The organism is Streptomyces sp. NPDC045968 (assembly GCF_056430475.1).
Genome location: NZ_JBWKLF010000005.1, coordinates 506,762 through 531,423, shown reverse-complemented (window position 1 = coordinate 531,423; position 24,662 = coordinate 506,762). Strand labels below are relative to the sequence as shown.

At 67.8% G+C, this 24,662-nt stretch carries 19 protein-coding genes; 9 read left to right on the top strand and 10 right to left on the bottom strand.

Going from position 1 to position 24,662, the window contains the following annotated elements; genetic code table 11:
• Nucleotides 1–295 precede the first annotated feature (295 nt).
• The 3 genes from AC07FA_RS18260 to AC07FA_RS18250 form a co-directional block, all read right to left on the bottom strand.
• Entirely contained in the window at nucleotides 296–1,759 is a 1,464-nt protein-coding gene (locus AC07FA_RS18260) for a UvrD-helicase domain-containing protein (protein ID WP_479076618.1), read from the bottom strand.
• Between the two features lie 138 nt (nucleotides 1,760–1,897).
• The gene (locus AC07FA_RS18255) at nucleotides 1,898–2,770 is read right to left on the bottom strand and encodes a DUF6083 domain-containing protein (RefSeq protein ID WP_479076578.1); all 873 of its coding nucleotides are present in this window, start codon (nucleotides 2,768–2,770) and stop codon (nucleotides 1,898–1,900) included.
• Nucleotides 2,771–2,930: 160 nt separating this feature from the next.
• Nucleotides 2,931–3,191, bottom strand: a complete 261-nt coding sequence (locus AC07FA_RS18250) for a helix-turn-helix transcriptional regulator (protein ID WP_479076577.1) — start codon at nucleotides 3,189–3,191, stop codon at nucleotides 2,931–2,933.
• Between the two features lie 1,673 nt (nucleotides 3,192–4,864).
• Here AC07FA_RS18250 and AC07FA_RS18245 point away from each other — a divergent pair.
• The 4 genes from AC07FA_RS18245 (at nucleotide 4,865) to AC07FA_RS18230 (ending at nucleotide 7,794) form a co-directional block, all read left to right on the top strand.
• The gene (locus AC07FA_RS18245) at nucleotides 4,865–5,131 is read left to right on the top strand and encodes a hypothetical protein (protein WP_479076576.1); all 267 of its coding nucleotides are present in this window, start codon (nucleotides 4,865–4,867) and stop codon (nucleotides 5,129–5,131) included.
• A 297-nt stretch (nucleotides 5,132–5,428) separates the two neighbouring features.
• On the top strand, nucleotides 5,429–6,283 hold the full coding sequence (locus AC07FA_RS18240) for a helix-turn-helix domain-containing protein (protein ID WP_479076575.1): 855 nt from the start codon (nucleotides 5,429–5,431) through the stop codon (nucleotides 6,281–6,283).
• A 121-nt stretch (nucleotides 6,284–6,404) separates the two neighbouring features.
• The gene (locus AC07FA_RS18235; RefSeq protein WP_479076574.1) at nucleotides 6,405–6,803 is read left to right on the top strand and encodes a hypothetical protein; all 399 of its coding nucleotides are present in this window, start codon (nucleotides 6,405–6,407) and stop codon (nucleotides 6,801–6,803) included.
• Nucleotides 6,804–6,975: 172 nt separating this feature from the next.
• Nucleotides 6,976–7,794: an SAM-dependent methyltransferase gene (locus AC07FA_RS18230; protein WP_479076573.1), complete on the top strand. Its 819-nt coding sequence runs from the start codon at nucleotides 6,976–6,978 to the stop codon at nucleotides 7,792–7,794.
• Nucleotides 7,795–7,810: 16 nt separating this feature from the next.
• Here AC07FA_RS18230 and AC07FA_RS18225 read toward each other — a convergent pair whose 3' ends face one another.
• Both AC07FA_RS18225 and AC07FA_RS18220 read right to left on the bottom strand, forming a co-directional pair.
• The gene (locus tag AC07FA_RS18225; protein WP_479076572.1) at nucleotides 7,811–8,761 is read right to left on the bottom strand and encodes a helix-turn-helix domain-containing protein; all 951 of its coding nucleotides are present in this window, start codon (nucleotides 8,759–8,761) and stop codon (nucleotides 7,811–7,813) included.
• A gap of 91 nt (nucleotides 8,762–8,852) precedes the next feature.
• Nucleotides 8,853–9,083: a DUF397 domain-containing protein gene (locus AC07FA_RS18220; protein WP_479076571.1), complete on the bottom strand. Its 231-nt coding sequence runs from the start codon at nucleotides 9,081–9,083 to the stop codon at nucleotides 8,853–8,855.
• Between the two features lie 325 nt (nucleotides 9,084–9,408).
• On the opposite strand from AC07FA_RS18220, the gene AC07FA_RS18215 reads away from it, so the two are divergent.
• Entirely contained in the window at nucleotides 9,409–9,864 is a 456-nt protein-coding gene (locus AC07FA_RS18215; RefSeq protein ID WP_479076570.1) for an ATP-binding protein, read from the top strand.
• Between the two features lie 189 nt (nucleotides 9,865–10,053).
• On the opposite strand, the gene AC07FA_RS18210 is transcribed toward AC07FA_RS18215, so the two are convergent.
• Nucleotides 10,054–10,284: a hypothetical protein gene (locus tag AC07FA_RS18210; RefSeq protein WP_479076569.1), complete on the bottom strand. Its 231-nt coding sequence runs from the start codon at nucleotides 10,282–10,284 to the stop codon at nucleotides 10,054–10,056.
• Between the two features lie 214 nt (nucleotides 10,285–10,498).
• Between AC07FA_RS18210 and AC07FA_RS18205 the strand changes: the two genes are divergently transcribed.
• From AC07FA_RS18205 to AC07FA_RS18190, 4 genes are all read left to right on the top strand, one after another.
• Nucleotides 10,499–12,181: a helicase associated domain-containing protein gene (locus AC07FA_RS18205; RefSeq protein ID WP_479076568.1), complete on the top strand. Its 1,683-nt coding sequence runs from the start codon at nucleotides 10,499–10,501 to the stop codon at nucleotides 12,179–12,181.
• 153 nt (nucleotides 12,182–12,334) lie between these two features.
• Nucleotides 12,335–14,521 carry a hypothetical protein gene (locus AC07FA_RS18200; RefSeq protein WP_479076567.1) on the top strand — a complete coding sequence of 729 codons (2,187 nt, stop codon included), beginning with the start codon at nucleotides 12,335–12,337 and terminating at the stop codon, nucleotides 14,519–14,521.
• A gap of 284 nt (nucleotides 14,522–14,805) precedes the next feature.
• Nucleotides 14,806–15,120 carry a hypothetical protein gene (locus AC07FA_RS18195; protein ID WP_479076566.1) on the top strand — a complete coding sequence of 105 codons (315 nt, stop codon included), beginning with the start codon at nucleotides 14,806–14,808 and terminating at the stop codon, nucleotides 15,118–15,120.
• Nucleotides 15,117–15,356, top strand: a complete 240-nt coding sequence (locus tag AC07FA_RS18190) for a hypothetical protein (protein ID WP_479076565.1) — start codon at nucleotides 15,117–15,119, stop codon at nucleotides 15,354–15,356. The genes AC07FA_RS18195 and AC07FA_RS18190 overlap by 4 nt, the downstream gene beginning before the upstream one ends.
• A 173-nt stretch (nucleotides 15,357–15,529) precedes the next feature.
• Here the strand turns inward: AC07FA_RS18190 and AC07FA_RS18185 are convergent, their stop codons facing one another.
• Genes AC07FA_RS18185 through AC07FA_RS18170 form a run of 4 tightly spaced genes read right to left on the bottom strand, consistent with a single transcriptional unit; the run spans nucleotide 15,530 to nucleotide 24,444 of the window.
• The gene (locus AC07FA_RS18185) at nucleotides 15,530–16,597 is read right to left on the bottom strand and encodes a phospholipase D-like domain-containing protein (RefSeq protein ID WP_479076564.1); all 1,068 of its coding nucleotides are present in this window, start codon (nucleotides 16,595–16,597) and stop codon (nucleotides 15,530–15,532) included.
• A complete protein-coding gene (locus tag AC07FA_RS18180) occupies nucleotides 16,594–18,408 on the bottom strand; it encodes a hypothetical protein (protein ID WP_479076562.1) in 1,815 nt (604 codons plus the stop codon). The genes AC07FA_RS18185 and AC07FA_RS18180 overlap by 4 nt, the downstream gene beginning before the upstream one ends.
• Complete coding sequence (locus AC07FA_RS18175; RefSeq protein WP_479076561.1) at nucleotides 18,392–21,955, bottom strand: helicase-related protein; 3,564 nt, start codon at nucleotides 21,953–21,955, stop codon at nucleotides 18,392–18,394. Before AC07FA_RS18175 ends, AC07FA_RS18180 begins: the two co-directional genes overlap by 17 nt.
• Nucleotides 21,952–24,444: a DISARM anti-phage system protein DrmE domain-containing protein gene (locus AC07FA_RS18170; protein ID WP_479076559.1), complete on the bottom strand. Its 2,493-nt coding sequence runs from the start codon at nucleotides 24,442–24,444 to the stop codon at nucleotides 21,952–21,954. The genes AC07FA_RS18175 and AC07FA_RS18170 overlap by 4 nt, the downstream gene beginning before the upstream one ends.
• Nucleotides 24,445–24,662: the final 218 nt, after the last annotated feature.

Here is a 24,662-nt window from a genome sequence, read left to right as displayed (position 1 = left end):
AGCCGCGAGCTACCTGCTGACGCCTCAGATGAGCCAGGGAGAACAGGGTGCGACGGCTGACTAGTCCCGCCATCGAGACCCCACCCCACGCTTTCGGACGCCAAGCCGCCCGGTCAGATGCTGGTGCGCGCGGTTGGTTGGCGGGAACGCGAAACGGTTGGCGGACACGGGCGATCTGACCGTCCCATCCAGGGAAGCGCGCTCACCCGACGCGAACCCGAATCACCGGCTCGCAATACGCCCTCCAGACGGTGACAGGCGATCAGGTGGCTGGTGGCTGGTGGACGGAGTCCTCTCAACCGGGCTGCCCGTCGGGGTGATCGTTGATCCAGGCCAGGCCGCCGATGTCGAGGTGGTTGCGGGCGCGAGTGGTGGCGACGTAGGCGAGGCGGGCTTCTGCGTCGCTGATGGGTCCGGGGACGGGGGTGCCGTTGCTGTTCACTTGGTCGCTGTCGCGTGGCGGGGTGAAGTCCTTGGCGATTCGGATGCATGGCCATTCGCGGCCTTTTGCTTTGTGTGCGGTCGAGATGGTCACGGTGGCGGCAGATTCGTCTTCGAGCCGGTCGACCGCGGCGAGGATGGCGTCGGTGCCGTGGGTGTCAACGAGGTCGATCAGTGGCTGGAGGTCTCGTCCGGCCGGGTCATGTTCGGCATAGTCCTGCACAAGACCCCAGGTGGGGAAGAGGACGAGTTCGGGGTGGTAGGTCCGGCGGCCTTCCTTGAGGTCGTTGGCCGCGTGGGCCAGGGCGCGCAAGGCTTGCCCTCCACCGACCAGCGCGACGCGATGTCCTGCTGCCAGCTGTTGCATGACTTCGTTCATGGCTCCGGCGTTGGTCCGGCACAGGATTGCATCTGGGTGCTGCGTGGGTCCGAGTTCGGTGCTGATCGCTTCGCTTCCCCGAAGGCGCAGGGGCGCTTGGGCAATGGTGAGCCAGCGGTTGGCTTCGGCCGCAAGGTGGGGTCCGAAGCGGAAGGATTTCGACAGGGCCAGTTGTGTGCCGTCGAAGGTGGTCATCACGTCGCGCGCTCCGCGCCATTGATAGATGGCCTGGGCTGAGTCGCCGACCATCACGAGCTGGGCATGGCTGCGCTGGTTGAGGAACACCTCTTCGACCACGGGGTTGGTGTCCTGCGCTTCGTCCAGGAGCAGGAAATCGGTGTTGATCTTCGGTTGAGTGAGGGCCCAGATTTTGAGGTAGTGGTCGTGGTCGAAGCGGACGACCCCGTCGTCGGTGTGCTGGAGGTCCGTCCAGGCTTTACGGGCGAACGGTACGACGTGGCAGGCCAGTTGGGTGTGCAGGTCGGGGTCTTCGAGGCCGCGCAGGCGCGGGACGTGGCGGTGGGTGATGGCGGGGTCGGCGGACTGGCAGAAGCTGGTCACAGTACGCAGGGTGGCGTTAGAGAGGGTGGTGGGTGACAGGTCGCGTTCGCCGATGCGGATGGGTTTGGTGATGCCGAGGGCTCGTCCGGTCTGCCAGGCGGGGCGTCGGGGGGCGTTCAGGCGGCGGGCGTAGTGGCGGCCGGTGGCCGCGAAGGCCAGGGCGTGGGCGGTTTTGCAGAGGATTGTTGAGGGGAAGCGGGTGGTTGCGTCCTGGGCGATGGCTTTGTTGTAGGCGAGGTATTGGCCGCGTCGTGGGGTGTGGTGGGCGAGGTAGGCCAGTGTGCTGGTCTTGCCGGTTCCGGCGCCTGCTTGGAGGGCAAGGTGGTGGCCAGCGTGGAAGGCATCGGCGGCGGTCGTCTGTTCGTCGGTAGGGTTCAGTTTCAGCACCCGGGGCTCCGTGAATGTGTGGGGATGGGGGTGAGCTCGCGGGTTCCCGCGGCCAGTAACTGTGGTGAGGCGACGCGACCAATAAAGTGATCCGGGACGCTGTCGAGCCGTTCGGCGCCTTGGAACGCGCTATTCGCCCCTGCGCCGGGCCCGGTGGCGGACGGTGGTGGGCAGGCGGCTGTGGACGTGCTGGTGGTGGAGCAGCGGGTCGAAGGTTTCCCAGTCGGGGAGTGCGAGGTCGGCCGCGTTCGGTGTGGCGGCGTGCCGGGGGCAGCGTTGTTGGTGCCAGCGCAGTTGTTCGGTGTGGGTGAGGTGGGTGAGGTCGTAGACCGCCATCAAGCCTGCGGGGTGGGCCCGTTGTCTGGGGTCGGCGGCGGTGGGGATGAGGGTCCAGGTGCCGGCCGGTGCGCTGGGGCTGAGGACGGGGCGGGTGCAGCGATGGCGTCGTCGGGTCTGGGTGACGCACTGGATGGTTTCCAGGGGGCGGGCGCCGAGGTAGCGGGTGCGCAGGGTCAGGACGATGGGCCGGGCTGGCCGGCAGGGTTCCGGGTCGGCCGCGGGTGGGGACGGTTCTGGTGAGGGTGGGGTGAGGGTGCCGGTGTCGATTAGGCGTCGGGTGTGCAGGGCGAGGTGGCGTCGCAGGGCGGTGATCTGAGGTGTGAGGAGTGCGGGTGCGGGCTGTGCGGGGCACAGGGCGCGGTGCGGGATGCGGCACCAGGGGGTGCCGTCGTCGGCGGGGTGGGCGATGCCGGAGCTGAGGTGCCATCTGCTGGCGGCCGGGACGGTGGTCGCGTCGAGTTCGTGTGGGTGGAGGCTGACGGGGCGGTCGTCAGGGCGGGTGTACCAGTCGATGCGGTTGCCGCAGTCGTGGCAGCGGCTGTGTTGGGCGCTGCGTACGAGGTGTGTGGGGCTGTCGGAGGCGACGCGCAGGGCCCGTCGGCGGTGGGGGCGGGCTGGGGTTCCGTCCCATCGGCGGCCGGATGAGGCAGTGGTGGAGAACATGGCCGTGAAAGTGGCAGGTGACACGCCACAGGCGTGGTGAGCGTGCCGGGTTGTCCTGCGGATGGCCCAACCAGCCGGGGCTGGTGTGCTATTTCCCGTACGAAAGTTCGTGCCGCTGACTGGATCGGGTGATCTTCCGCGACCCCAGGCGTGGGTACTGTCAGGCGGGTTCGGCGGGAGGCGTGTGACCTTCGCAGAGGGTGGCGAAGAGGTGATCGACGGGGACTTCGAGGGCGTGGGCGAGAGCGTGCCAGGTCTTGAGGGATCCGATGCTGCGGCCCTGCTCGATCTCGATGAGGGTGCGTCTGGCCAGGCCGGTGCGGTGGGCGAGTTCGTCGTAGGTCCAGCCGCGCTCGCTCCTCAGCCGTGCAAGTTCTAGGCGCAGGGCGGTGAGGTTCGGGTCGGGCGGGAAGATCGTCACTCCACCATCCGAAGGTGCAGACCCCTGCCCTGTCAGTGCAGACTTCTGCCCTATTTCCGCAGGTCGCCGCTCCGCGCATGGGGCAGAGGTCTGCACTACGGTGTGCGGCCAGCAGCCCACTCCCCCGCCCCATGCAGGAGGAGTGGGCCGGCACTGGACGAAGGCAGGAGGAATACGCGCGTCATGAGGCTGTGCACGACGCATCCAGTGGTGCAGCGGGCTTGGACGGTGGAGGTCCGTCCCGAGCGCGGTGGACCTTCGCTCTACTGCCCCCAGTGCCCGTCGGTACGGGTGGCGGCGCCCGAAGTGCTGGCGCACCTGGCCCAGCACGCCCGCCGCAACGTGTTGGCTGCGCATCTGCGTACCTGCCAGTGCCACACGCGCGGTTGCCGTTGGCACCGGCGCCACCGCGGCTGCTCCGGACCGGTCCTGCTCGTTCTGACTCGAGAGCTAGGCGGCCGCCTCTGGCGCCTGGCCGACGTCTGCGCAGCTTGCGCTGGAGCTACGCCACATGCGGCAGTCGTTCCGGACGCGGCGCTCGTGCCCCCTGCCACCGGAGCGCGCAACCGCAGCGGGGCAGGGCGTGCGCGATCGTTGCGTGGTCCGTCCGAGCAACTGCGGGTGCGCGAGATGCTGAGCTACCTCGGCGTCGCCCTTCCTGCCGGAGCCAGCGCGTCAGCCCGCCTGCTCGCGCTCCAGTGCGCCTTGAGGTCCACCGCCGCAGGCCACGTGCGCATCCCTGCTGGCCTGGTCCGCGGAATGCGGTTGCGTCCTGAAGGTACTCCGCATCATGAGCTGGAGGAATCCGGCTGGCTTCGCTTCCTCACCGCACGGCCGAGCATGGAGCGGCCTGCCTTCGCAGCTCAGTTGCTGGATGCCACGGTGTGCTCGCAAGCCCCGGGTCGGCGCGCGCGGGCGCGCGCCGCGGACTGGGCTCTGCGTGTGTGCGGTGCGCCACAGCTCAGTGCGCTGGGTGTGGTGCCGCGGCTGCTGGGGTTGGCACTTGCTTCCCATTCGAGGGATGAAGGCGGCCGGACCTGTGCCGAGGAGGATCTGCTGGCCCGGATGTGCGGTATGGCCCTCGCAGATCAAGGTCCCGCGTTCGATCTGCTCGCCTCTAGGCGCTTCGTCCGTTCTTGGGCGCACGATCCGCGCTCGGGAGATGTGGAGTGGGAGAGGTGAAGTGTGTGAGCCGCGATGGTGGCCGCAGCGCCGCAAGCAGGGTGGCACACCGACGGGTTCGCAGCAGGCCGCCACAGTCGAACTGGCCCCGGTGAACACGGCTGGGCCGAAGGACCCGTATCGGCTCTCCCGAGCGCCGCCGAACAGGCGCCCGGGGTGGGCGGATCATACGTATCCACCATCCATGCTGGAGAACTTTTGCGCAGGTGTCGAATCCCGGGCAGACGGCATTCATCTGCGACCGTTTTTGACCTTCTGCTATTGAGCGATGAACGCTTCGCGAAATTGCATGAATCCATGATTCCGCTTGAGTTCAGGTTTCGCGCTCAGGGGGATGGAATGTTTGCAACCACCAGGAAATAAGGGTCACTTGGCGCGGTGGGGCGCTACGGTCATCACACATGTCCGTCGGACATGGCGAGAGACTCCGGCAGGAGCTTTGGGAAACCGAGCCGGAGTCTCTCAACGATCGAACCAAGGAACGAGTCCCCATGATTGACCTTTTCTCTGCCCTCGGCCGCTATGGGCCTCAGACAGTTCCTGACGTTAACATTCCGATGTTTCGGTCTGCAGAAACATCGGGTGTCAATTCCTGGGCTGGAACGGCGGATGCGGCAGCCTTCCTGGCGCTGCTCGTTGGCCCGCTGATCTTGATCCAAGGAGGTTGGCAGACGCCGTCGGGTGGGGCGTTGCTGTTCGCAGCGTTCGCGGCGGCAAGTCGGACCCGTGTCGTCTACCGCCGGGCACGTCTGATCTGAGTCCTCTTGGCCCCGCGGCATCGCAACGAACTCCGTCGTTTCGGTGACGCGGGGCCTGGCGAACTGTCGGTCTCGGAGAAATGACGTGGGAGGGGAGGGCCCGTGATGCACGGTCCTCAGTACCGGGTGTGTGACTACTGCGGTCAGGAGTTCGTCCTGAGTACGACGCCGGGTCGGAAGAAGCTGTACTGCACTGAGGCCTGTCGAAGGCAGATCCAGCGGGAGCGGGAGGGGCGGGGTCCGGCGCGCCCGCCGCACAGCCCGGTGGGGCGCCCGATTGCGGAGGATCTCCAGGCGTTGGCCGCTTCTCTGCTCGCTGCCGAGTACGGCGGGCAGAGCCTTGAGGAACTCCTGCGGCGGGCCGGCGCCCTGGCGAGGGAGGTTGAGCACTATGCGGCGGCTGCCGTGAGTGATGCGCGAGCGGCCGGCGTTCCATGGGAGCAGGTGGCGCGGGCTGCGCGGGTGAGTGTTCCCACGGCGCGGACCCGGTGGAACCAGGACGAGGTTAAGCGTCGTATGCAGCGGCGCAGTCTGGATCGGGCCGCCTCCGCGAACCCTGAGGTTCCAGGTGAGGACGTCTCTCCAGACGAGGGTCCGTCGGCGGAGCGGGCCAGTAAGCGTCTGGCGACTGCGCTCTCGCACTTGCACAGGTCGAGCGGGCTGACGATCCGGGATCTGGCGGAGCTCATCGAGGTGACCCCTTCCTATGTGTCTCGGATTCTGTCGGGTTCACGCAAGCCGGGTTGGCCGGTCACCGAGGCTCTTGCGCGCGCTTGTGGCAGCGACCCGGCGCAACTGCTGCTGTTGTGGGAGAACGCACACGCGATGCCGCCCCCTGTGCGGCTGGATTTCACGGCGCATCTGCATCAGTTGCGGTCCGCGCTGTCGGGCATGTATCTCGCGGCTGATCGTCCACTCCCGGCGCATCTGTGTCGGATCGCGGCCGGCGTCCTGACCCCTGAGGTCATCACCGACCTTCTGGAGGGGGACTTGATGCCTGACTGGCCGACGACCGGCGCGTTCGTGTCCGCCCTGGGGCAGCAGCCGGCGGACGTTCGCCGGTTGTGGGAGCAGGCGCACTATGCGTTCCTGGTTTGCCTTCACCCTGGGCTGCCGCCCACGGAACAGCACGCCGAGGTCAGCGATGCCTAGGACCGGATGGACAACTATGGCTCGCAGGTCGGCTGACGGGAGAAGCAGGGAACTTACGGGGAGGGAGCGACCTCGGTGCCCTCTGGGTGTCGGGCCGGCGGCGTTGCAGATCAGTTTGCCGTTGGACTACGCCGCGTTCTGCTCCCTGTATCAAGACGCCTACCTGCGGTACAGCGAGGCTCGGCTGTGCGGGACGGAGGCGGGCAGAGAGGCTGTGCAGGATGCACTGGGTGGGCTGCTGCTGGTGTGGACCTCGGCGCTGGGCAGTTCCTGTCCGGCGGCGATGGCGTGGGACCTGCTGGGGCAGGCGGTACTGGAGACCCAACGGCACCTGCCTTCCGCGGCGCCGCCGGTCCACAAGGCGGCGCACCAGCAGTTGCCGACGGAAGTGGCTGACGTGGTGGTCCTGTGCGGGGACTTGTCTTTGAGTGTAGAGATGGCGGCTGAGGTGATGGGGGTGGAGGAGCCCGTGGTCCGTAGCAGGCTCCGCATCGCCGAGCGGACTATGCCCACAGGGTGACCCGCTGTCAGGAATAAAGTGGCCTCTACGCACGGGTAATGCCAGAGGCATATGCCAAGTGCCGTCGACAGTCGGTTCACTCCCGCGAGCACTGTCGTACAGCAGCAGCCTTACCTAGCATGGGTTTCTCACCGGTCGAAGGTGCTTGTGGCACAAACGTGGTGGGGGACGCATGGATCACGAGACGCGCCCGCAGTCGGTCACCGTGGATATCACGGTGCCGAGTGTGGCCCGAATGTATGACTGGTTTCTGGGCGGGAAGGACAGTTACCCCGCGGACCGCGAGGCGTGCGAGGCGTTACTGGAGAAGGTTCCCAGCACCCGCGAACTCGCCATCAATAACCGGCTGTTCTTACGCCGCGTAGTAAAGACGCTCGCCGCCGAATACGGCGTGCGGCAGTTCATCGATCACGGGTCCGGCCTGCCCACTCGGGACAACGTGCATGAGGTGGCCCAGCGTGTCGATCCGGAGACTCGGGCTGTCTACATCGACAACGACCCCGCCGTGCTGGCCCACGGCCGGGCGCTGCTGGCAGAGAACGCCTCCACCGCGGTGATCCAGGCTGACATGCGCGACACGGATGCGATCTTCGGGCACCGCGACACCCTCCGCCTGATCGACTTCCAGAAGCCAGTGGCCGCGCTCTTCGTGTCGGTGATGCACTGCCTGCCCGACGAGGACGATCCCGCTGCCCTCATCCGCAGGGTCGCGGAGCGGCTTGCCCCGGGGAGTTTCCTGGTGGTGTGCCAGCTCGTCAGCCCTCACCAGGAAGTGCGGGATTTCGTCACCTCGTTCATGCACGACAGTACGCACGGCAACTGGGGTCGGGTGCGTGAGGAACACGATGTCGCAGGGTTTCTCGACGGAATGGACATCCTCCCCCCAGGGCTGGTGGAAGTGTCGACGTGGCGGCCCGACTCCGACCTCGCTCCGCGGCAGCGGACCGCGGAGTGGACGGAGTTCGGGGGCGTCGCGCAGCTCCCGCAGTAGGCCGCCGCCGACAGAGTCAATCCAGGAGAGCTTCCAGGACCTCTTTCAGCCTGGTCCTGGAGTCTTGAGGAGTCAGTGCGGCGGCAGCCATCTGGTCCAGCAGCGCGCGGTAGACCACCGTGGGGTCCTGATCGTCGACACTGCCCTCAGCGGGTGCTTCGTAGAACTCCGCTTTCCTTTGGTCCTCCACGTAGACGACATCAGGAAACTCGGCAAGGTCGAAGCGCAGATGGGTGAAGCCGCCCATCGCCGACACCGAGACGGGCGCCGACATCGGCACGATCTGCAGGGAGATGTGCGAGGGCCTGCCGGAGGAGAGGTCGGTGAGGTCCAGGAGATGCTGAATCTGCTCGCGCATCACCTCCGGGCCCCCGGGGGACCGGAGGAGGACGGATTCGTCGATGACCGCCCACAACTTCGGTGCGTTCAGGCGCCCCAGCAGTTCCTGGCGCGCCATCTTCAGCCGGGTGCGGGTGTTCACCTCGTGCTCGCCGGCCAGGGGCAGCCCGTTGCGCACCACGGCGTGTGCGTAGCGCTCGGTCTGCATCAAGCCTGGAACACGCTGTACCTCGTAGCAGCGGATGAGGGCAGCCTCTTCCTGCAGGGCGATGAGGCGCTCCAGGTGCTCGGGCAGGTACGCACCCGAGAAGCTCTGCCACCAGCCGTGCGAGCCGGAGCGGTCCAGCAACTGGAGCATCGAGAAGACCAGTTCATCGTCAGCACCGTAGAGGTTCAGCGCTCTCTCGAGGTCCGCGGCCTTGACTGGGCTTTCGGCCTTCTCGATACGGCAGAGCTTGCTGTTGCTGAACCCCAGGAGGTCGGCAGCCTGACCTTGGGTGAGTCGCGCATCGCACCGCAGACCTTCCAGGGTTCGAGCGATGAGCTTCCTGGCCAGGCCGCTCCCCCCGCGCTTGGCAAGGTAGTTCTGAATCGATGTCGTGCGGACGTGCTGGGGTACAGCGGACATGGAGGCTCCAGTAGACGGCGACTTCTCAGCGCGAGTCTTGCAGCCTCACTCTTCCATCAGAACCAAAACGGATTATGTCCACTTCATCACTTCATACGAGGTGATCGAATTCCCCGCTCCGTGCCCCGTCCAGGAACGCGGCGATCTCCGCCTGGGTGTAGACGAGGGAGGGCCCTTCGGGGTCGCGCGAGTTCCGCATCGCGATTTCACCGTGGGGCAGAGCGGCAAGCTCGACGCAATCCCCTGACGCACTGCTCGCAAGGCTCTTCACCCACCGCACATCCTGCAGAGACGCAGCAGGGGTGCCGTTGTTGTGCTTCACAACTTCCTTCTTCCGCTGAACTGTTCGAATTACCGCACGTACTTTCGGGCGCACGGAGCACCCGCTCGGGAACTAGCGGGGATCTGTGCAATTCCTCTTGCAATTGCATGGCCGGACCGGCACAGCGTGGATACTAAGCACACCAACCGTCCTCCCAGGCCCTATCCGGCCTCGATGTTTTTCGGAAGGTCATGTGCTGTCACATGCGAAGACGGTGCTGTCGCAGGCCCAGCACAGCGACAGCCCACCACTACAGCCCGGAGGTGTCTCACCCGAAAGAGTGCCGCCCGCCGGACAAATGGGGTCCTGGGACTGGCCGGTTGAGATGCGCATCAGCGCAGCCGGCTTCACCGCGCGGCGCATCACGCCCAACGGAGCAGCATCCGCTCGGAGTCGGGCCTTCATTCGCCGTACCCTCGACCAGTGGGGCCTCGCCGAGCAGAGCGACAATGCCCTCATCATCAGCGGTGAACTCATCAACAACGCCATTCAGCATGCGTTGCCGCCAAGGTGGGACGAGTGCCGGGCAACAGGCTGGATCGCGCTGCTCCAGAACCCAGAACACCTCGTCATCGCCGTCACCGACCCCAGTTCCGAGCCGCCCGTACGCCTGCGCGGGGACGATCTGTTCGAAGAGAGCGGCCGCGGACTGACCATCATCGATGGCCTGGCCGAAACGTGGGGCTGGATGCCATCCCAACCGGAGGGCAAGACTGTCTGGGCTTCACTGCGGACCTGGCCCGCGCGAGAGACCCCGTCCGCCGGAGGCCGTGCGTCCTGACAACTGCTACGCAACACGGCACGAACAAAGGCGGTTAACTGAGCCCGCAGCTCGCGGAGTTCAGAAGCCGTTCCGGAGTGCAGCCCAGCCATTGCCCAGCACAGCGTCCAGTCGAGTACGTCTGACTACGGCTCGGCTATCTTCGCTCTGCCCGAGGAGACACAATCGCCCTGCAGCGCCTACCACGAGCTATCCGCACCATCCGATGTCGCGTACCTCGAGGCCGTCGAGGTACGCCACCACCGACACCCAGCAGTGCCTGCCGAACCAGTCGAGACAGTCCTCTCCCCCGGGCTGCGGCCACCGGCCGGATTGCTGTGCCACCTCGGTGATCAGCGCCCCGACCTCGGATCGCGCCCTATCGTCCGGGAGGTCGTCCAGGACCTCGGCAGCCAGCCACTCCAGCTGTACTTCACGCATTGATGTCACCCCGTTTCGGCAGATCCGAACCCTACGGCCGACCACCGGGGCCGTGCTGGCCCTGTGGATAACTGCCGCTTCGCCCCTGCCGACTGGAGCGCCTCCTTGCCCCGACTCGCATGTACGCATCGAGGGCTACCTGAACAGGGCTCCGTTCTGCAATGCGCGGATACCTCGATCGGTCACCGTGACCTGCGCTACCGGACGGCAGCCGATGGGCCGCTGCGAGCATGGAGAACGCCAGATCGCAGCGATCGTGCCACTGGGCGGTCGGGGGCAGGCCGTGTTCCGGGAGGAGCGGCTGCGCGGTGAGCGGATGGGCGCGTTGCAGGCCGCGCTGCTGGAAACGATGGCGGCGCACCGGTTGCAGACGACCATCACCTTCCATCACCGGACGATCGAGGCCAGTGCGTTCGCGAAGGGGCTGGGGCGGGTGGCTGCTCGGTTGCACACCGCTGATCCGGAGCGGTACCCGAAGCGGGTGTGGGCCGACTGGCTGTGTGGTGAGCACGAGCCGGACCACCGGCGTGCGGTGCTCTCGGATTTCGGTCGCCGGGCCGGGCGGGCGGTGTTGGCGAACTGCCGGGTTTTGGGTGAGGGTGTCGATATCCGGGCGGTTGATTCCGTGGCGCTGCTGGACCCGAAAGGGTCGGCGGTGGACATCGTGCAGGCCATCGGGCGGGCGCTGCGGCAGAAGCCGAATCAGGGGAAGTTGGCGACGCTGATCGTGCCGGTGTTCTTGGCTCCGGGTGAGCAGCCGGAGGACATGTTCACCTCCGCGTCGTACCGGCCGCTGGTTAAGGTCCTGGAAGGCTTGCGGGCGCATGACGAACGGGCCGTGGAAATGCTCGCCATTCCGCAGGAGAACCAGAAACGGGTGGTCGATCCGTCGGAGAACATCGGTGAGGAGCCCGGGGAGGGTGAGGAGGAGACGCGGCTGCTGCTGCGCTTCGCCGCCCCGAGGGACCCGGTGATGGTCGCCAAGTGGGTCAAGTTCCAGATCCTCGACACCGAACGCCAGGACTGGACACGCGGCTACGACGCCGCCCGCCGCTACCACCAGCGCGTGGGCGACCTGGACGTGCCGTACGAGCACACCAAGGGTGCCTATCCGCTGGGGCGGTGGCTGTCCGACCAGCGCCGGGCCTACCGGGCCGGCACCATGCCCGCCACCCGCGCGGACGAGCTGGAGGAGCTCGGCATGATCTGGGACACCGCCGACGCCCAGTTTGCGGAGAACCTCGCCGCGGCCGGCGCCTACTACGCGGAGGCCAGCACCCTGGCCGCGCCCCGGTATGCCACCGCACTCGACAAACCGGTCGGGCAGTGGCTCACCAATCTGCGGCGGCCCGGAGGACTCGGCAAAGACCCCGAGCGCGCGGCACGGCGCGCGGCGCAGCTCGCCGCGATCGACCCGGACTGGAACCCGGGCGCGCTCGGGTGGACAGTGGACTGGCAGCGCCACTACGCGGGCCTACAATGCCTGCTGGAGTCCGGCGGGATGCTGCCCAAGATCCAGCCCGGCGTCACCCATCGCGGAGACGACATCGGCCGCTGGCTCGCCCGGCAGGCCCGCAACTGGGCACACCTCAACGCCGAGCAGCAGCGACGCCTCACGGAACTCGGGGTGGAACCCGCTGTACGGCCGCACAAGGCGCCCGTGCAAAGCGGTGCGAAGACTGGGGCGGTCAAGGGCTCCGATGCCTTCACGCGCGGCCTGGCGGCCCTGGCGCAGTACATCCAGCGCGAAGCGCGCACCGTCGTACCGCGCGGACACACCGAGCACCTCGAAGACGGCACCCTCGTGCGGCTGGGCATCTGGCTGTCCAACCAGAAAAACCGCCGCGACCGGCTGGACGAGCAGCAACTCGCCGGACTCGGATACGACTGGGCCTAGCGTCAAGGAGTGAGACCCCGGGTGCGGGGGTCCTGTGCTGTCAGCAACCGAGCGCGGAAAGCCGGGCGAGGCCGTGTCGAGCATCCACCAGCGACAACGCGATACTCAGCCCCGAGATAGCCTGGCCCTCGGCCTTCGGTAGGAGTGCTCCTCATGATCGATGCAGTCCAGGCAGGCAACGCTTCTGATGACGGGGACCTTGAGAAGGTCCTCGCCGCATGCAGCGACAGGCTGCCTGCACCTACCGAGTGGTCCGCCTTCACCAGCTACCCCAACAGCCTTGCACTCGCAGTGATCGACGCGATCTGGTCCGTCGGCACCCGCTACGCCATCACCACAGGCGTCATCAGCCGCTATACCTCCTACCTCCAACGAATGGGCGGAGATGCGACACACGATGGCCTGACGGACCTGCTCGGCCTCTATGACCGCCTCGGCGGCATCGACGGATTCATCGACGAGGTCGGCACCAGGAACCGCGTCTCCACACAGCCAGGCGCCACCTTGAAGGGCGCAGCGGTCCACCAGGCCGCCACGGCCCTGCTGGGCCTCGGCATCGACACCGCTGCCCAGTTCCTCGCCGCTGAGGCAACCGACCTAGAGGATCAGGCTCGGGTCGCATGGACGGCAGTACCCGGCCAAAGCTCAGGCACCTCCTGGAGGTACTTGCGCATGCTGCTGGGACTGCCGGATGTCAAACCGGACCGGATGCTGATCCGGTTCATCGCCTCCGCCCTCGGTGTCGACGAACGAACCCTCGGCGGCGAGCACGTCGTCCAGTTGGTGCGGGCTGCGGCCGAGCGCCTCGGCGCGGACCAGCGGGCCCTGGACCACGCGATCTGGACGTACCAGACAACAGGGCACCACACGCACGGCGGCAGCAGTGGGGCGGAACATATCAAGACCCTCGCGCACGCGTTCATCGGCAGCGCCTTTCCGGTCCTGGCGCAGCAGCACGTTATCCCGACCTCCATCTACCAGCCCTTCGTCCAGGTCGGCCACGACTACGCGGGGGACGACTTCATGCCCCGGACAGAGTTCAGGGAACTGGAGTCGGCGCTGGAACAGGCGTACCCCGGGCGATTCGCCGAACCGCTGAAACGACCTCACGCCGAATTCGCCAACGGGTACGTCTTCAGCTTCCTCGAAGCAGCCGTCGCACGCTGCGCAGTCGGCGGTGGCGTGTTCGAAGCCGACAGCGCACCCGTCGCCGAGTCCGCCGACGAGTTGATCAGTGTCCTCGACAGCGACGAGTACACCATCCACTGCTGCCGCGCCGTCTCACACATCACAACCGCGGACGAGGAGCCCGTCCAGATCGGCGACGTCACCATCTATCCGGAGACGGGCACGCGTGACCTTGTTGAGCGCGCACAGCGCCTGATCCCTGCTATCCCGACCGCCTTCGGCGGAGACCTGCCCTTCATCTACGCGCCGCCTCACGCCCTCCTCGTCTCCGTCGCGTCTTCCCCATACAGCGATGATCCGTACGCTGCCGCACAGCGGGCATCCGCAACGATCAGCCGATTCCTGCTACTGGCCCGTTTGCTGTACGCCGGCACACATCAGTCCTGCTGGGAGGTCGCCGGAGCCCCCACCCTCGTGGCCGGGATGCATCCGCAGACTCGGGCGTTCGGCGCGGTCAAGCTCTTCACCCTCAAGCGCGTCGTCCGGTTGTCCGCTGACGACGCGCCAGCGTTCGCAGCGCTGAGCGACTCCGTCAACGCGGCCGTCATCAAACGCGCGGGCATGACTGCTACGTCCTTCGACACAGCCCTGTACCGGTACAACCGCGCCCACGAAGAAGGCGACGACTTCGAACGCATCGTCGACCTCGCGACCGCACTCGAAGCCGTCCTCACCGGAGACGACAAGGGTGAGGGTCTTTCGCTACGGCTCAGGAACCGCGCCGCTGCTCTGCTGGCGACCGAGGCAGACAGCGGGACCGCGATCTTCAATGACATCACCAAGTTCTACGACCTGCGCTCCCGTCTGGTCCACGGGGGCAGCATCCCGGAGAAGGACCTACGCAAGATCGTCATGGCTGTTTCCACGGTCCCCGACGACGCCATGTTCGGCGTCGCACTCGCGCTCGCCGTTGACCGCATGCGCGATCTGGTCCGGCGCTCCTTTCTCGCCCGCCTGTGCCTGGCCTCCAGCACCGATCCCCTGTGGCCCTTCGGCAAGAGCACACCCGTAGACGCCGCACTCGCCGACGACACCACACGTGCGCAATGGCGAACACACTGGAGAGACCAACTCGCAGCCCTGCACATGGCCGCGGCAGCTGATCCAGCAAGCCAAGGGACCGATCCCCCAACGCGGCCCAACTCGTCGTGACCTCACATACGGGCCGGGCCGGTGAGTGGCACCGCCTCCTCCACGCTGTCCCCGAGTTTCGCCTGAGGTTCACTCCAAGAAGCCCCCGCTGCAGAATGCATCGTCCCGCAGCCGCGTTCCGGTGGGCACGGCACACGGGACTCATCCCGGACCCCGACGTGTCTCCTGACGGTGGTCCCGGGCCGCCGTGGGAGCACTGCACCCCCGGAGTTGGCAGACTCCGTCCGTGGTGATCAACGATTGCCGGCGGAGGACGGCACCTTCCGCCGCCTGCCCTTGACAGCGTGCCGGACTTGGTCCAGCTCGGTGTCCGGCCGCCGGAGAAGCCGGCCTCCGTTCCAGCGAAGGCGCGGCCGCGGCGGGCGTCGGGTGGGGCGCGGGCCGGGGCAGTCGAGCGGGGTCTCGCCGCGCTGGCCCAGTACGCGGCCCGGGAGGGGACGGTGGTGATGGCGAGGTCCTGGTCGGAGGAGTTGCCGGATGGGACGTCGGTCCGGCTCGGTGTGGGGCTGTCGAACGTGAAGAGCCGGCGGGCGACGCTCACCGGTGAGCAGCTGGAGCGGCTGGCCGGCCTCGGGCTGGAATGGGCGAAGACCGCATGAACGGCGACGAAGCCGAGGAGGCGCGGATCCGCACGGCGGTCGCCGGGCATGTGCGCCGGCGGGCTTGGGCGGAGGCCGAGGCGGTGCTCACCACGGTGCTGGGCGGCACGGAGGTACGGCGAATCGGGGCCCTGGTCGAGGAGGAGGAGCGCCGTGCCGGGGCGAAGCTGCGGGGCGAGCGGTGGGGGCGGATCTGCGTGCTGGACGCGGGGCACGAGGACCGGGCGCCGCCCTGAGGCACCATGCCGGAGGGTGCCTATCGCCTGGATCGGCAGCGCCCCGGACGATGACTGAACCGGCCTGATGCCAGGGGCCGCCAGCATCAGGCCGTGCGGCCTGGCCGTACTCCTGGGACCGAGCCTGCCCTCGCGCATGGGCATGGAGGGAGCGTAGGGCCTCGTGTGGCCAACTACCCGGTGCCTTCGGTTTCGCCGTCGTCTGCCCGAGCCCCGCCTGCTGTCGGCACGTTTGCGTAGTCGACGCCGGGAATGAGCCGGATGCGGCTCTCATCGACGCGGACTCTGGCTGGCCGCGGAGCGTCGTTCGAGAGACGGCACAGGACGTCCGCTTCACGGCGGCCGTCCCTGGTGGTGTGCCAGGATCGCAACTGGCCGAAGCGCCGTTTCCCGTCGGCGGTCTCCAAGAGGACGAGCGGGTCCGGTGCACGTCCCGGCCCCTTGGTGACCTGGGTGAAGAAGCCTTCCTGGCGCAGCCGGGTGCACAACTCCACCAGTGACGATGCTTGTGTGCTTCCCAATTCCATGCCGATCTCGAAGTGCTCTTGAAGACCGAGGGAGGACAGGTTCGCGCTGCCGAAGTAGCCGGTGGCACGGTCGGCGACCACGAACTTGGCGTGCATCATGCCGGGGTTGGCGCCGGTCCACCAGTACAAGGACGTTCTTCCGTAGTCAGCGCAGTCTTTGACGAGATCGTTGAGGGGTTGGGCCCGGCTGCTTGGGTCGTGGGCGTAGAAGTGGACGGCGACCTGGCGCTCGGCGACGGCGGGCAGCAGAACCTCGCGCAGTAGGTCGCAGCCGTGACGGTTCCAGAAGGGGCCGCCGATGTGGAGTTCGCTGTTGGCTCCGGCGATGACGTCCTGGACTAGCAGGTCCAGGCGTCGGACGGGGGGTGCTACCAGGTGGGCGGCGGCTCGCGGGGTGGTGAACACCAGGGGGCGCTCGGATGGTGGTGCTGCGGGCGGTGGGTCAAGGCCGTCCAGGACGTCCAGGAGCACCTGGAGTTGGGAGAGGCGGGCAGGGACGAGCTCTGTGTGCCGGCCTGGGTCCAGTAGGCCGCACTCGGCGGCGAGCTGGCGTACGGCGGTGGCGTGATCGTCTGCGACCCCGTGCTCGCGGAGGGCGTCGAGGGTGTCTGCTCTGGCGATCTGCCGTGTCCATTCGGCGGCTGCCGCGTAGCTGCCCGCGAGGCGCTCTAGTAGCTGGGCGAGCGGGACCAGCGGTCGCAGGTCGTCGGTCATGTGTGGCTCGAGGTGGCGGTGTGGCGGAGGAACTCTGCGGCGAGGCCCCGGTCGAGGTCGTCGTTGAACAGCTGGCAGCCGAAGGTGAGGTAGACGCAGCGTTCGCAGCAGCGTGGTGAGGACTGATGGCACAGCGGGTCGTTCTCGCAGCTGAGCACCGAGTCTGCGGTACTTTCCAGCCAGCTGAGCACGCGGTTGCTGAGCAGGGTCCACAGTGATCCGAGGGTGAATTCACGGACGTTGTCGGCGTAGATGGCGACGGTGAGTGCCTTCGTGACGACCCATTCGGCCAGCGTGTTTTCGGCCAGTCCTACTTGGCCGTCGTCCAGGGACCGAAGCAGGAGGTGGCCGAGGGTGTGGATGATCGTGTGTACGGTTGCTGCCGCGCGGGCGGCTTCCGGGTCGTCCTGGTCCGTGAACAGTTCCAGTAGCCGCTGGCGGGCCGCCGATTCGTCTTCGGCCGCCCCGACAGAGAGTCCTTTGGCATTCAGGAACGACAGGACGGAACGTGCGGAGAAAGTGACCAGGAGGGCTTCGGTGTCCGATGCTGCGACGTAGGCCGGATACTTTCCGTCGTGGTGGTACTTGTTGTGGAAGCCGGTCAGGACTCCCCGCTCGGGCTCGTGCTCTTCTCTGGTGTAGCCGAAGGCGACTCGGGCTACAGGGAACTCCCAGGTGACTGCGATCTCTTCGATCCCCAGCGTGCGGGCCTGCTCGCGGGCGCGTTCGGTGGTCTGCTGGGCCAGCCGGTCCTGCAGCTCGGCGAAGCGTGCACACTGGTCGTCGAGGGTGATGCGCTGAATCTGGGCGGGGTCGAAGACGGCTGCGCGTTCCACGAAGGGGCGGTCTGCACCGAGTAGTTCCCACCGCGCGTTGGCGGCGTCCGTACTGGGCAGAGCAGCCAGGCCGCTCTCCTCGGGGCCCATCACTCTTCGGAGCTGCTCGATCGCCTCCTCCCCCATGTGGATCTGGCGCAGTTGCTGTTCTTTCTGCTGCCATTCCTGCGGGGACAGGCGCGTTACTGTGACGTTCTGGGTGGCGTCGCCGAGGCCTTGGGCCAGGGAGTCGATCAAGTTCAGGTAGTGGGCGGCCGCGATCCGGCCGCGCTGGGGGTGGCGCTGGTACTGCCGGAACTCGGAGTTGTCGATGTTGACGAGTTGGAGGGCGTGGACCTGGTAGGCGCGGGTGTCGTTGAACGTCCTTGCCCGCATCATGGCGCGGCCGGCTGCGTCCTTCCATTCGCAGCCGCAGGGGGACTGCGAGGTGCCCTGGAGCTTCGCGCCGCCGCAGCCTGGGCCGACGCAGCGCCAGAGGGCGGTGACGAAGCTTCCTGTGTTCTCGAACACGATGTGTTCGTAGCCGTGCGCGGGAACACGGCACTTGGGCACGTACATGGGACGGACGCGTCCGCAGTTGTGCGCGTTGAAGTACGGAAGTTGCCGCAGCTGTGCGCCGCAGGTGCGGCACCGGGGGTCGGCCGCCAGTTGCTGGGGCTTCACGTACGTGCGCACGCGGCGGCAGGAGCGGCGGACGCATTCGAGGACGAGGGGGAATACCTCGAAGCGAACGAGGTCGGGGCTGACCAGGACGAAGTTCTGCCGGAGTCGGCCCTGCGGCAGGGGCAGGGCGGCTCTGGCGTCTTCGCTCCAGCGCTCCAGGTAGCGGGAGATCTCGTCGTAGATGACGTCTTCGTTGAGCTTCTTGACCACGTCTCCGTCGACTGCCTGGACCCTGCCGCGTAGTCGCTGTTCGTGGCGGAAGACGGCGCCGGGCAGGAAGGCGGTCATGGCCTGGCTACGGCTGCGGTTCATCCTTGCCTCCCTTATTGATGTCGGCGGTGTTGGTGGCGAGTGCTTTGAAGGCGTCCTGGCTGCTGGTCAGCGACTGGAACGATGTGCTTTTGTCGATGTCGCGGAAGCTGGTGAGCGGCTGTTGGAGGAAGAGGTATGCGGTGCGCTTTTCCTCTGCCCCCTTGTTGAGGTTGGGCCGTTCCTCCTGCCGCCAGGTTTCGATAATGCGCTCAACGAGGTCGTTCTCCAGTCCGCGCCCATTGACGCCCGCCACGCGCTCGCGGTAGCAAGCTGGGATGCGTCGTTCCAGCCAGGGGTCGAGGAGTGGTCGTTGGGCGCTCCACCAGCGCTTGAAGTCTTTGGAGTAGTCGGCTCCTTCCGGTGGTGGCTTCAGCGCGGGGTCACGGGCGGCGTCGTGGAGCAGCGCCAGCACGATGCCGGGCAGGGTGCGTCGGGCTGCGAAGTAGGCGTACTTGTTGACGGGTACGGGGGTGACCATGCGGTCGAGCAGGCGGTGGTAGCTCAGGAAGTTGGAGAACATGGAGCGTTCGCGGCGCGAAACGGGGTCGTAGACGGTGACGACGAGGCCTGCGTGGGTTCGCCCGGCCCGGGCGGTGACCTGGATGTAGTCGGCGGCGGTCGGCGGCATGCCGGCCAGGACCAGGAGGTTGAGGCGCTCGAGGTCCACCCCGTGGCTGAGCACGCTGGTGCCGACCAGTGCGCGCAGTCGCTCTCCTCGCGGGATGTCCAGGTGCTCGCGTTGGACCCGGGCGATGGCCGCGGCGAGCTCGGGGACAGGGACTTCGCCGGTGAGCACCGCGTGCTCGACGCGGTCGAGTCCGGCGTGCTGAAGGTCGTCGGAAAGTTGGCCGAGCTCCTCGTCGAGCTGGGTGCCGTGCTGCTTGCTGTTCACATAGGCCAAGGAGACCTCGTAAGGGAAGAGGAGCCGTGGGAGGTCCGAGTCGGGCAGGCCCTGCAGGGCTAGGCGCTCGCGCAGGGCCTTGGGCTCCTCCTGGAGCCGGGCGATCTCGGTGAGGAGCTCGCCCTGCACGATCGCGGCTACGTCGGCTTTTCGGCGCTTGTGCGGGAGCACTCCGATGTGAACGCGCCGGAAGTCGGGCCGGGTCGTGGTGTAGAAGCTCTCGCCGAGTGTCCATCCCGATGCGGGAAAGGCACGGGGACGGCGGCCGTAGAGCTGGCGGAGCTGGTCCTGATACTGCTCGATGGTGGCGGAGGCGCCCAGTACCTTGCTGGGCAGGCCACTGCCTGCTCCTGACTGGAGTTCGGCGATCATGCCTTCGTAGTGCGCGTTGAACGCGCCGAGCTCCTCCTTGAGGAGGTGCATCTCGTCCTGCACCGTCAGTGCCGGTACCGGGTCCTTGATCGGACGGGCCGCCGGGTAGCCGTCCTTCGGCGCAGTGCAATGGTCCGGCCCGGCCGAGCAGACTCCGAAACGCGGGAAGGAGAAGTAGCCATGCTCGGCGCAGCGGTGCCTCGGGCCGTGCTGGAAAGCGGTGAATTCGGGGAACCAGCTGTGTCCCGTGAGCTTGTCGACGGTGGAGATGACGATCGCGGGCAGTGTGCGGTAGACCTCGACGTCACTCACGTGCAGGGGCAGGATCCGCTGGCAGGCGGCGCACTCGTGATGCAGGCGGACCGCGTCGGTGTCCAGGCGCAGCCGTACGCTGTCGCGCTCGCAGTAGGGGCAGGTGATCACGAGCCGGTCGCGCAGATGGTCTTCGGCGAAGGTCCCCGCCCGGGTGGCCGCGGCCTCGGTCTCCCAACCGCGCCACCAGCCCCGCTCCCAGTGGAGGTCGTTGGGGCTGCCCGTCCCGCCGGCCAGGTAGCCGAGCGCGAACGGGTCGTCGTGGGGGGATCCGATCTGGCGTTCGGCGCGGAGCGTCTCGGCCGCGATCAGCATGCGCAGGGTGCGGTCGAGTTGCTGCACGCTGAGCATGCGCAGCGGGAAGCGCAGCCAGGCGGTGACCCCTGCGTGCTTGCCTCGCAGCCGGTCGTAGAACAGGGCCGTGAGGATCAGCCCCAGGTATGCCTCGGTCTTCCCTCCGCCGGCGGGGAACCACAGCACGTCGGTGTGGTCGAGTTCAGCGCGCAGGTCCGCCCGCTGCGGGTGCTCGCGCACGGCGAGGGCCGGCAGGTGCGAGACGATGTAGACCAGCTGGAAGAGCCGCCAACTATCGTATTTACGATTCTTGTTGACGCGGGCGAAGACCTCGTTGGCGAGCTGGAAGGCGAGTTTGAGGTCCGGGTCCAGGTCCAGGCACTCGCGGCCGAGGCCGAACCTCCTGACCTCGTCGTCGAACTGGGCGCGGTCGGCTTCGATGGCCTTGTGGTGCGGCAGCTGCTGGGCGGCACGGCAGGCGGCGGCGAACTCCCGGGAGTAGCGGGCCATCGCGACCTCGACGGAGTCCAGGATCGGGGCCGGCTCGTCGGCGAGCTCACTCCACCGCGGGTGCCGCACCCCGGCTTGGCGCGGCACGACGGTGCGTTGGACATGGACGGGCAGGGTCTCGGTCCGCAGACCGCTGCCGTGGGGAACTGCTGCGCAGCCGGTACCGCGACCGATCACCTCCGCCAGCGCCTCCAGCCGGTAGTCGCGGGGGGCGAGGTGGAAGCGCTGGGGCACGATGCTGATGCCGTCTCCGGGAAGGACCGCGAAGCGGCAGTCGTACACGGAGAGGTCCTGCCAGTCGCTCTGTGCCGTGTCGCTTTCGTTGTGCAGGGACACGCGTACGAGGTGATCGCCGCCGTCCAAGGCTTGGGCGTGCGCGGAGAGCACCAGTTGGGGCGCGCAAGGGGCTGCGTCGCGGTCCATCAGTGCCGCGACGTGGCTGTGGAATGCCTCCTCGTCGGCCATGGCCTCCGCAGGGAGCACGTTGCGCCTGCGCCGTCCCTGGCGGCTCTGCGGACCAGCGGTGAGCGGGCGACGGGCCTCGGGGCGGGTGAAGTGCGCATCCACCGCGCGGCGGACCGCCCGGTCCAGCACCTGCTGGGCCTCGCCGAGCGCATGCGGATCGCGTTCGCCTTCCCCGAGCGGCACTTCGATCACCAGGTCGGGCACGTGAATGTCCTGGCGGCGCCAGACGCCCAGCAGCTCTCCCGGCCGGGCCTGTGCACCGGAGGGGCCTTCGTCGCCGCGCAGGTACTCCATGTGTTCGGCGTAGCTGGCGATGTCCTCCAGGTACAGGGCGAATCGGCAGTGGACGGCGAGTTGCGCGGTCCTGCGGCCGGGGGCCGTGCTCACCCGGAAGTCGAGTGCCAGGACCGGGGGCGCCTGTGTGCCGCGCAGGGACTCGACGGGCCGACGGCTCGGGTCGGCCGTCGCCTCGTCTGGTGCCGTCACTTGCCGCGGCGGGACCGCGACAGCGGGCAGCACTCCGACGACGACGTGGTCGCGTGGTGTCCACGGGGGCGTGTGCGGGGCACCGCTGCGGTCGGCGAGCCTGTCGGCGAGGACCTGCGTCAGGTGTTCGATCAGCACCGTCTCCCGCTGGTTGTCGGCAGCGCTGTCGGGGTGCGGCGCTAACGGGTTGTTGCGGGCATCGTTCACGGCGCCTCCTGTGGTGAGCTGCTCGTGCCGCGGGGGCCTGGTACGCGGCCCAGGGCGGCCGCCGACATGCTCTTCTGGCCGCCGACGCGGCGGACGACGACCAGGTCGAATTCCTCGAGGATCTCCGAGACGTCGATCCCGGAGCACAATGTCTTCAGCTGGCGCAGCGCGGGGCCTTCCATGCCCCGTGCAGCCTCGGTCATCGCCGCCGCCGCGGTGTGGCCCAACGTCCGATGCAGACGGCGCAGTTCCTCCGCCATGCGGGCCAGGCGCTGCCACGTGCCTCCTGCGGTCAGGCGAGTATCCCGGGCCAGCAGGGCAACCCGGTGGATGTCTTGCGGATCCTCCGGGGCGATGACGCTGCCATCGGCCCATTTACTCACCGCCTGCCATGACGAGACCTCGCTCCCGAGGTTGTTCAGGGCTGTGAGCACGTCCGGCCACGACCCTCGCTGCTCGTACACGGCAGTGATGGCCTGGCGGAAGAAGCCGATCATCGTGTCCATGGCGGTTACCTCGGCGCTGTCATGCATCACCATGACGAGCCGGTCGTGGAGTCTGGACTGACCGTCGCCACGTGCGCGCAGCAGCCGACTGCCGGGAGTGAGCGCGGCCACGGGCACCCTGGCGTAGCGCTGGCCTATGAGGACATCGACCGGCTCGTCGCTGCGCAGCCAGAGCACCGCCCCTTCGGGTTCGGTGACCACGGCCGTAGCCGACACCGGGCCGTACGCTGCCGTCGTGGCCCTGCGGCCGGGGTCCGCCGGGGTGCCGAGGGCTCGGGCCGTGGCGTCGTAGTCCTCGAAGAGCGCGGAGAGATCGAGGGCGAGCCAGCTGTCGTGCTGGGGCGATGCCTCTGGTGCGGAGGACGGTCCGGAGAGGTCGACAGGGCCGTACGCGACGGGCAGCGAAGGGGTCGTCGGCTCCGGTACTTCGCCCAGCCTCAGCACTGCGGCCGTCTGACGTATCTGCTCGTGCCAGCCGCTCAACGCGCGGTCGGCCGAACGCTCCAGCCAGGTGTACTCGCTCTGCTCTACAACGGCGACGTGTTCATCGGCAGCACCGGAGAACAACACGCCGGTGCGTAAAGGCGAGGGGGCACCGAGGTGAAGCTCGAGCCTTGGCGAGGCGTCCCAGGCCAGGCGTTCCGTATAGGGCATCACGTGCAGAGCACCGGTTCCTCTGCCGGCGGCGGCCCCGGGCTGGGGGGCGAGCAGCAGGGAGTCGGCATCACCGCCGAGTGCGTCGGCCAGCTCCCCGGCGACAGCGGCGGCGGCGGAGCGGGAACGGGTACGGACAAGAATGGGGGTGCCTGTCCGGCTGGCCCGTGCCCAATCGATCAGCGCAAGCAGCAGGTCCCAGCGCGGGTTGTCGTCGTACAGCAGTTCATACAGGTCCAGCACGCCACGCCGGAGGTCGGGCCATTGAGTCTCGCGGAACAGCCCCCACGGCCCGCCCCGCCCCTCCAATGTCCCTCGGGACACCGACCGGGCCAGCGCCCGCGCTCCACTGCCGCGCCCCATCAGTACCTGCCAGGTGTCTTGCCTTCCGATCGAACCCCAGCTGCACCACAGCAGGTTGAGCAGACGCACGGCGTCGGCGACCGGCTGCGGCCAGGACTCCGACGCGCGCACACGCCGTGCTGCGACCACACCCACCACAACCTTCCGGTACAGCTCGGCGAGCTGCTCGTGGCGGTATACCGCCGCGCTTGGTGCGGCTGCCGGGCGGTGGGCAAGGAGGGCGTTGCTGGTCAGGAGGCCGTATGCGGGGCGGTGCCCGAGGGTGTGCCGCACGTCGGTGCGCAGCGCGGGAGTCCACGGCCACTGCGTCCAGGCCCGGCTGCTGCCCGGCTGGGTGCCCAGGTCGGCCACGGCCACGACGCGGGCGGCGTCGTGCTCGCTCGCCCAGGCCAACGCGCGCTCCCAGGACTGGTCGTTGGCCATGCTGGTGCGGTCGATGACGACGGTGCCGACGCTGGTCCCCAGCGAGGGCCTGCCGAGCGCGGTGTTGAGGTAGAACAGCCCTGAGGGCGAGTCGACGGCCCTCGTGATCTTTCCCTGGAGGTCAACAACCCGCCCGTCACCGCGGATTCTCTGCATGCGCAGGGCTCGCGAGAGGTTCTGCCTGCCGATCGCGAGCTGTGCCAGCCGTACGGTGACGTTGGTGCGCAGTCCGACGACCACCACCGGTCCGTCAGGGACCGGGCAAGGTGATCCGCCGGTCAGCTCTGCCCCGCGCCGTACGAGCTGGAGGTAGATCCCGATCAGCACGGCCATGTCGTGTCGCCCGCGCGGGAGGCCCAGGTACACGCTGCGTTGATCACTCGATAATGCGCGGGACAACAGAGTCAGGGTGGCACGGTCCAGCGGGCCGAGATCGACGGTGCGTCCGCGGTCCGTCATACGAAGGGCCTGCACGCGCTCGAAGAAGTCGGCCGGGCCTGCGTCGGGAGGGACGAGACAGTCCAGATACGTCACGCGCGCCATCACCCACCTGGTATCCCCCCACTACCTGCCGTTACAGTAACGCACGTTGACAGGCCGTCACCTGCTCCTGCCCAATCCGAGGGCGGTGGATCCGGGTTCGGACCACCGGGGGCGTACACATGAACGAGAAGCCAGGGGCGGGCCTCCCCCCGGTCTCACTCCTCGAGGCCGGGCCGGCGCCAGTGGAGTGGAGCCGGATCGCCGAGCACGAGTCGTGG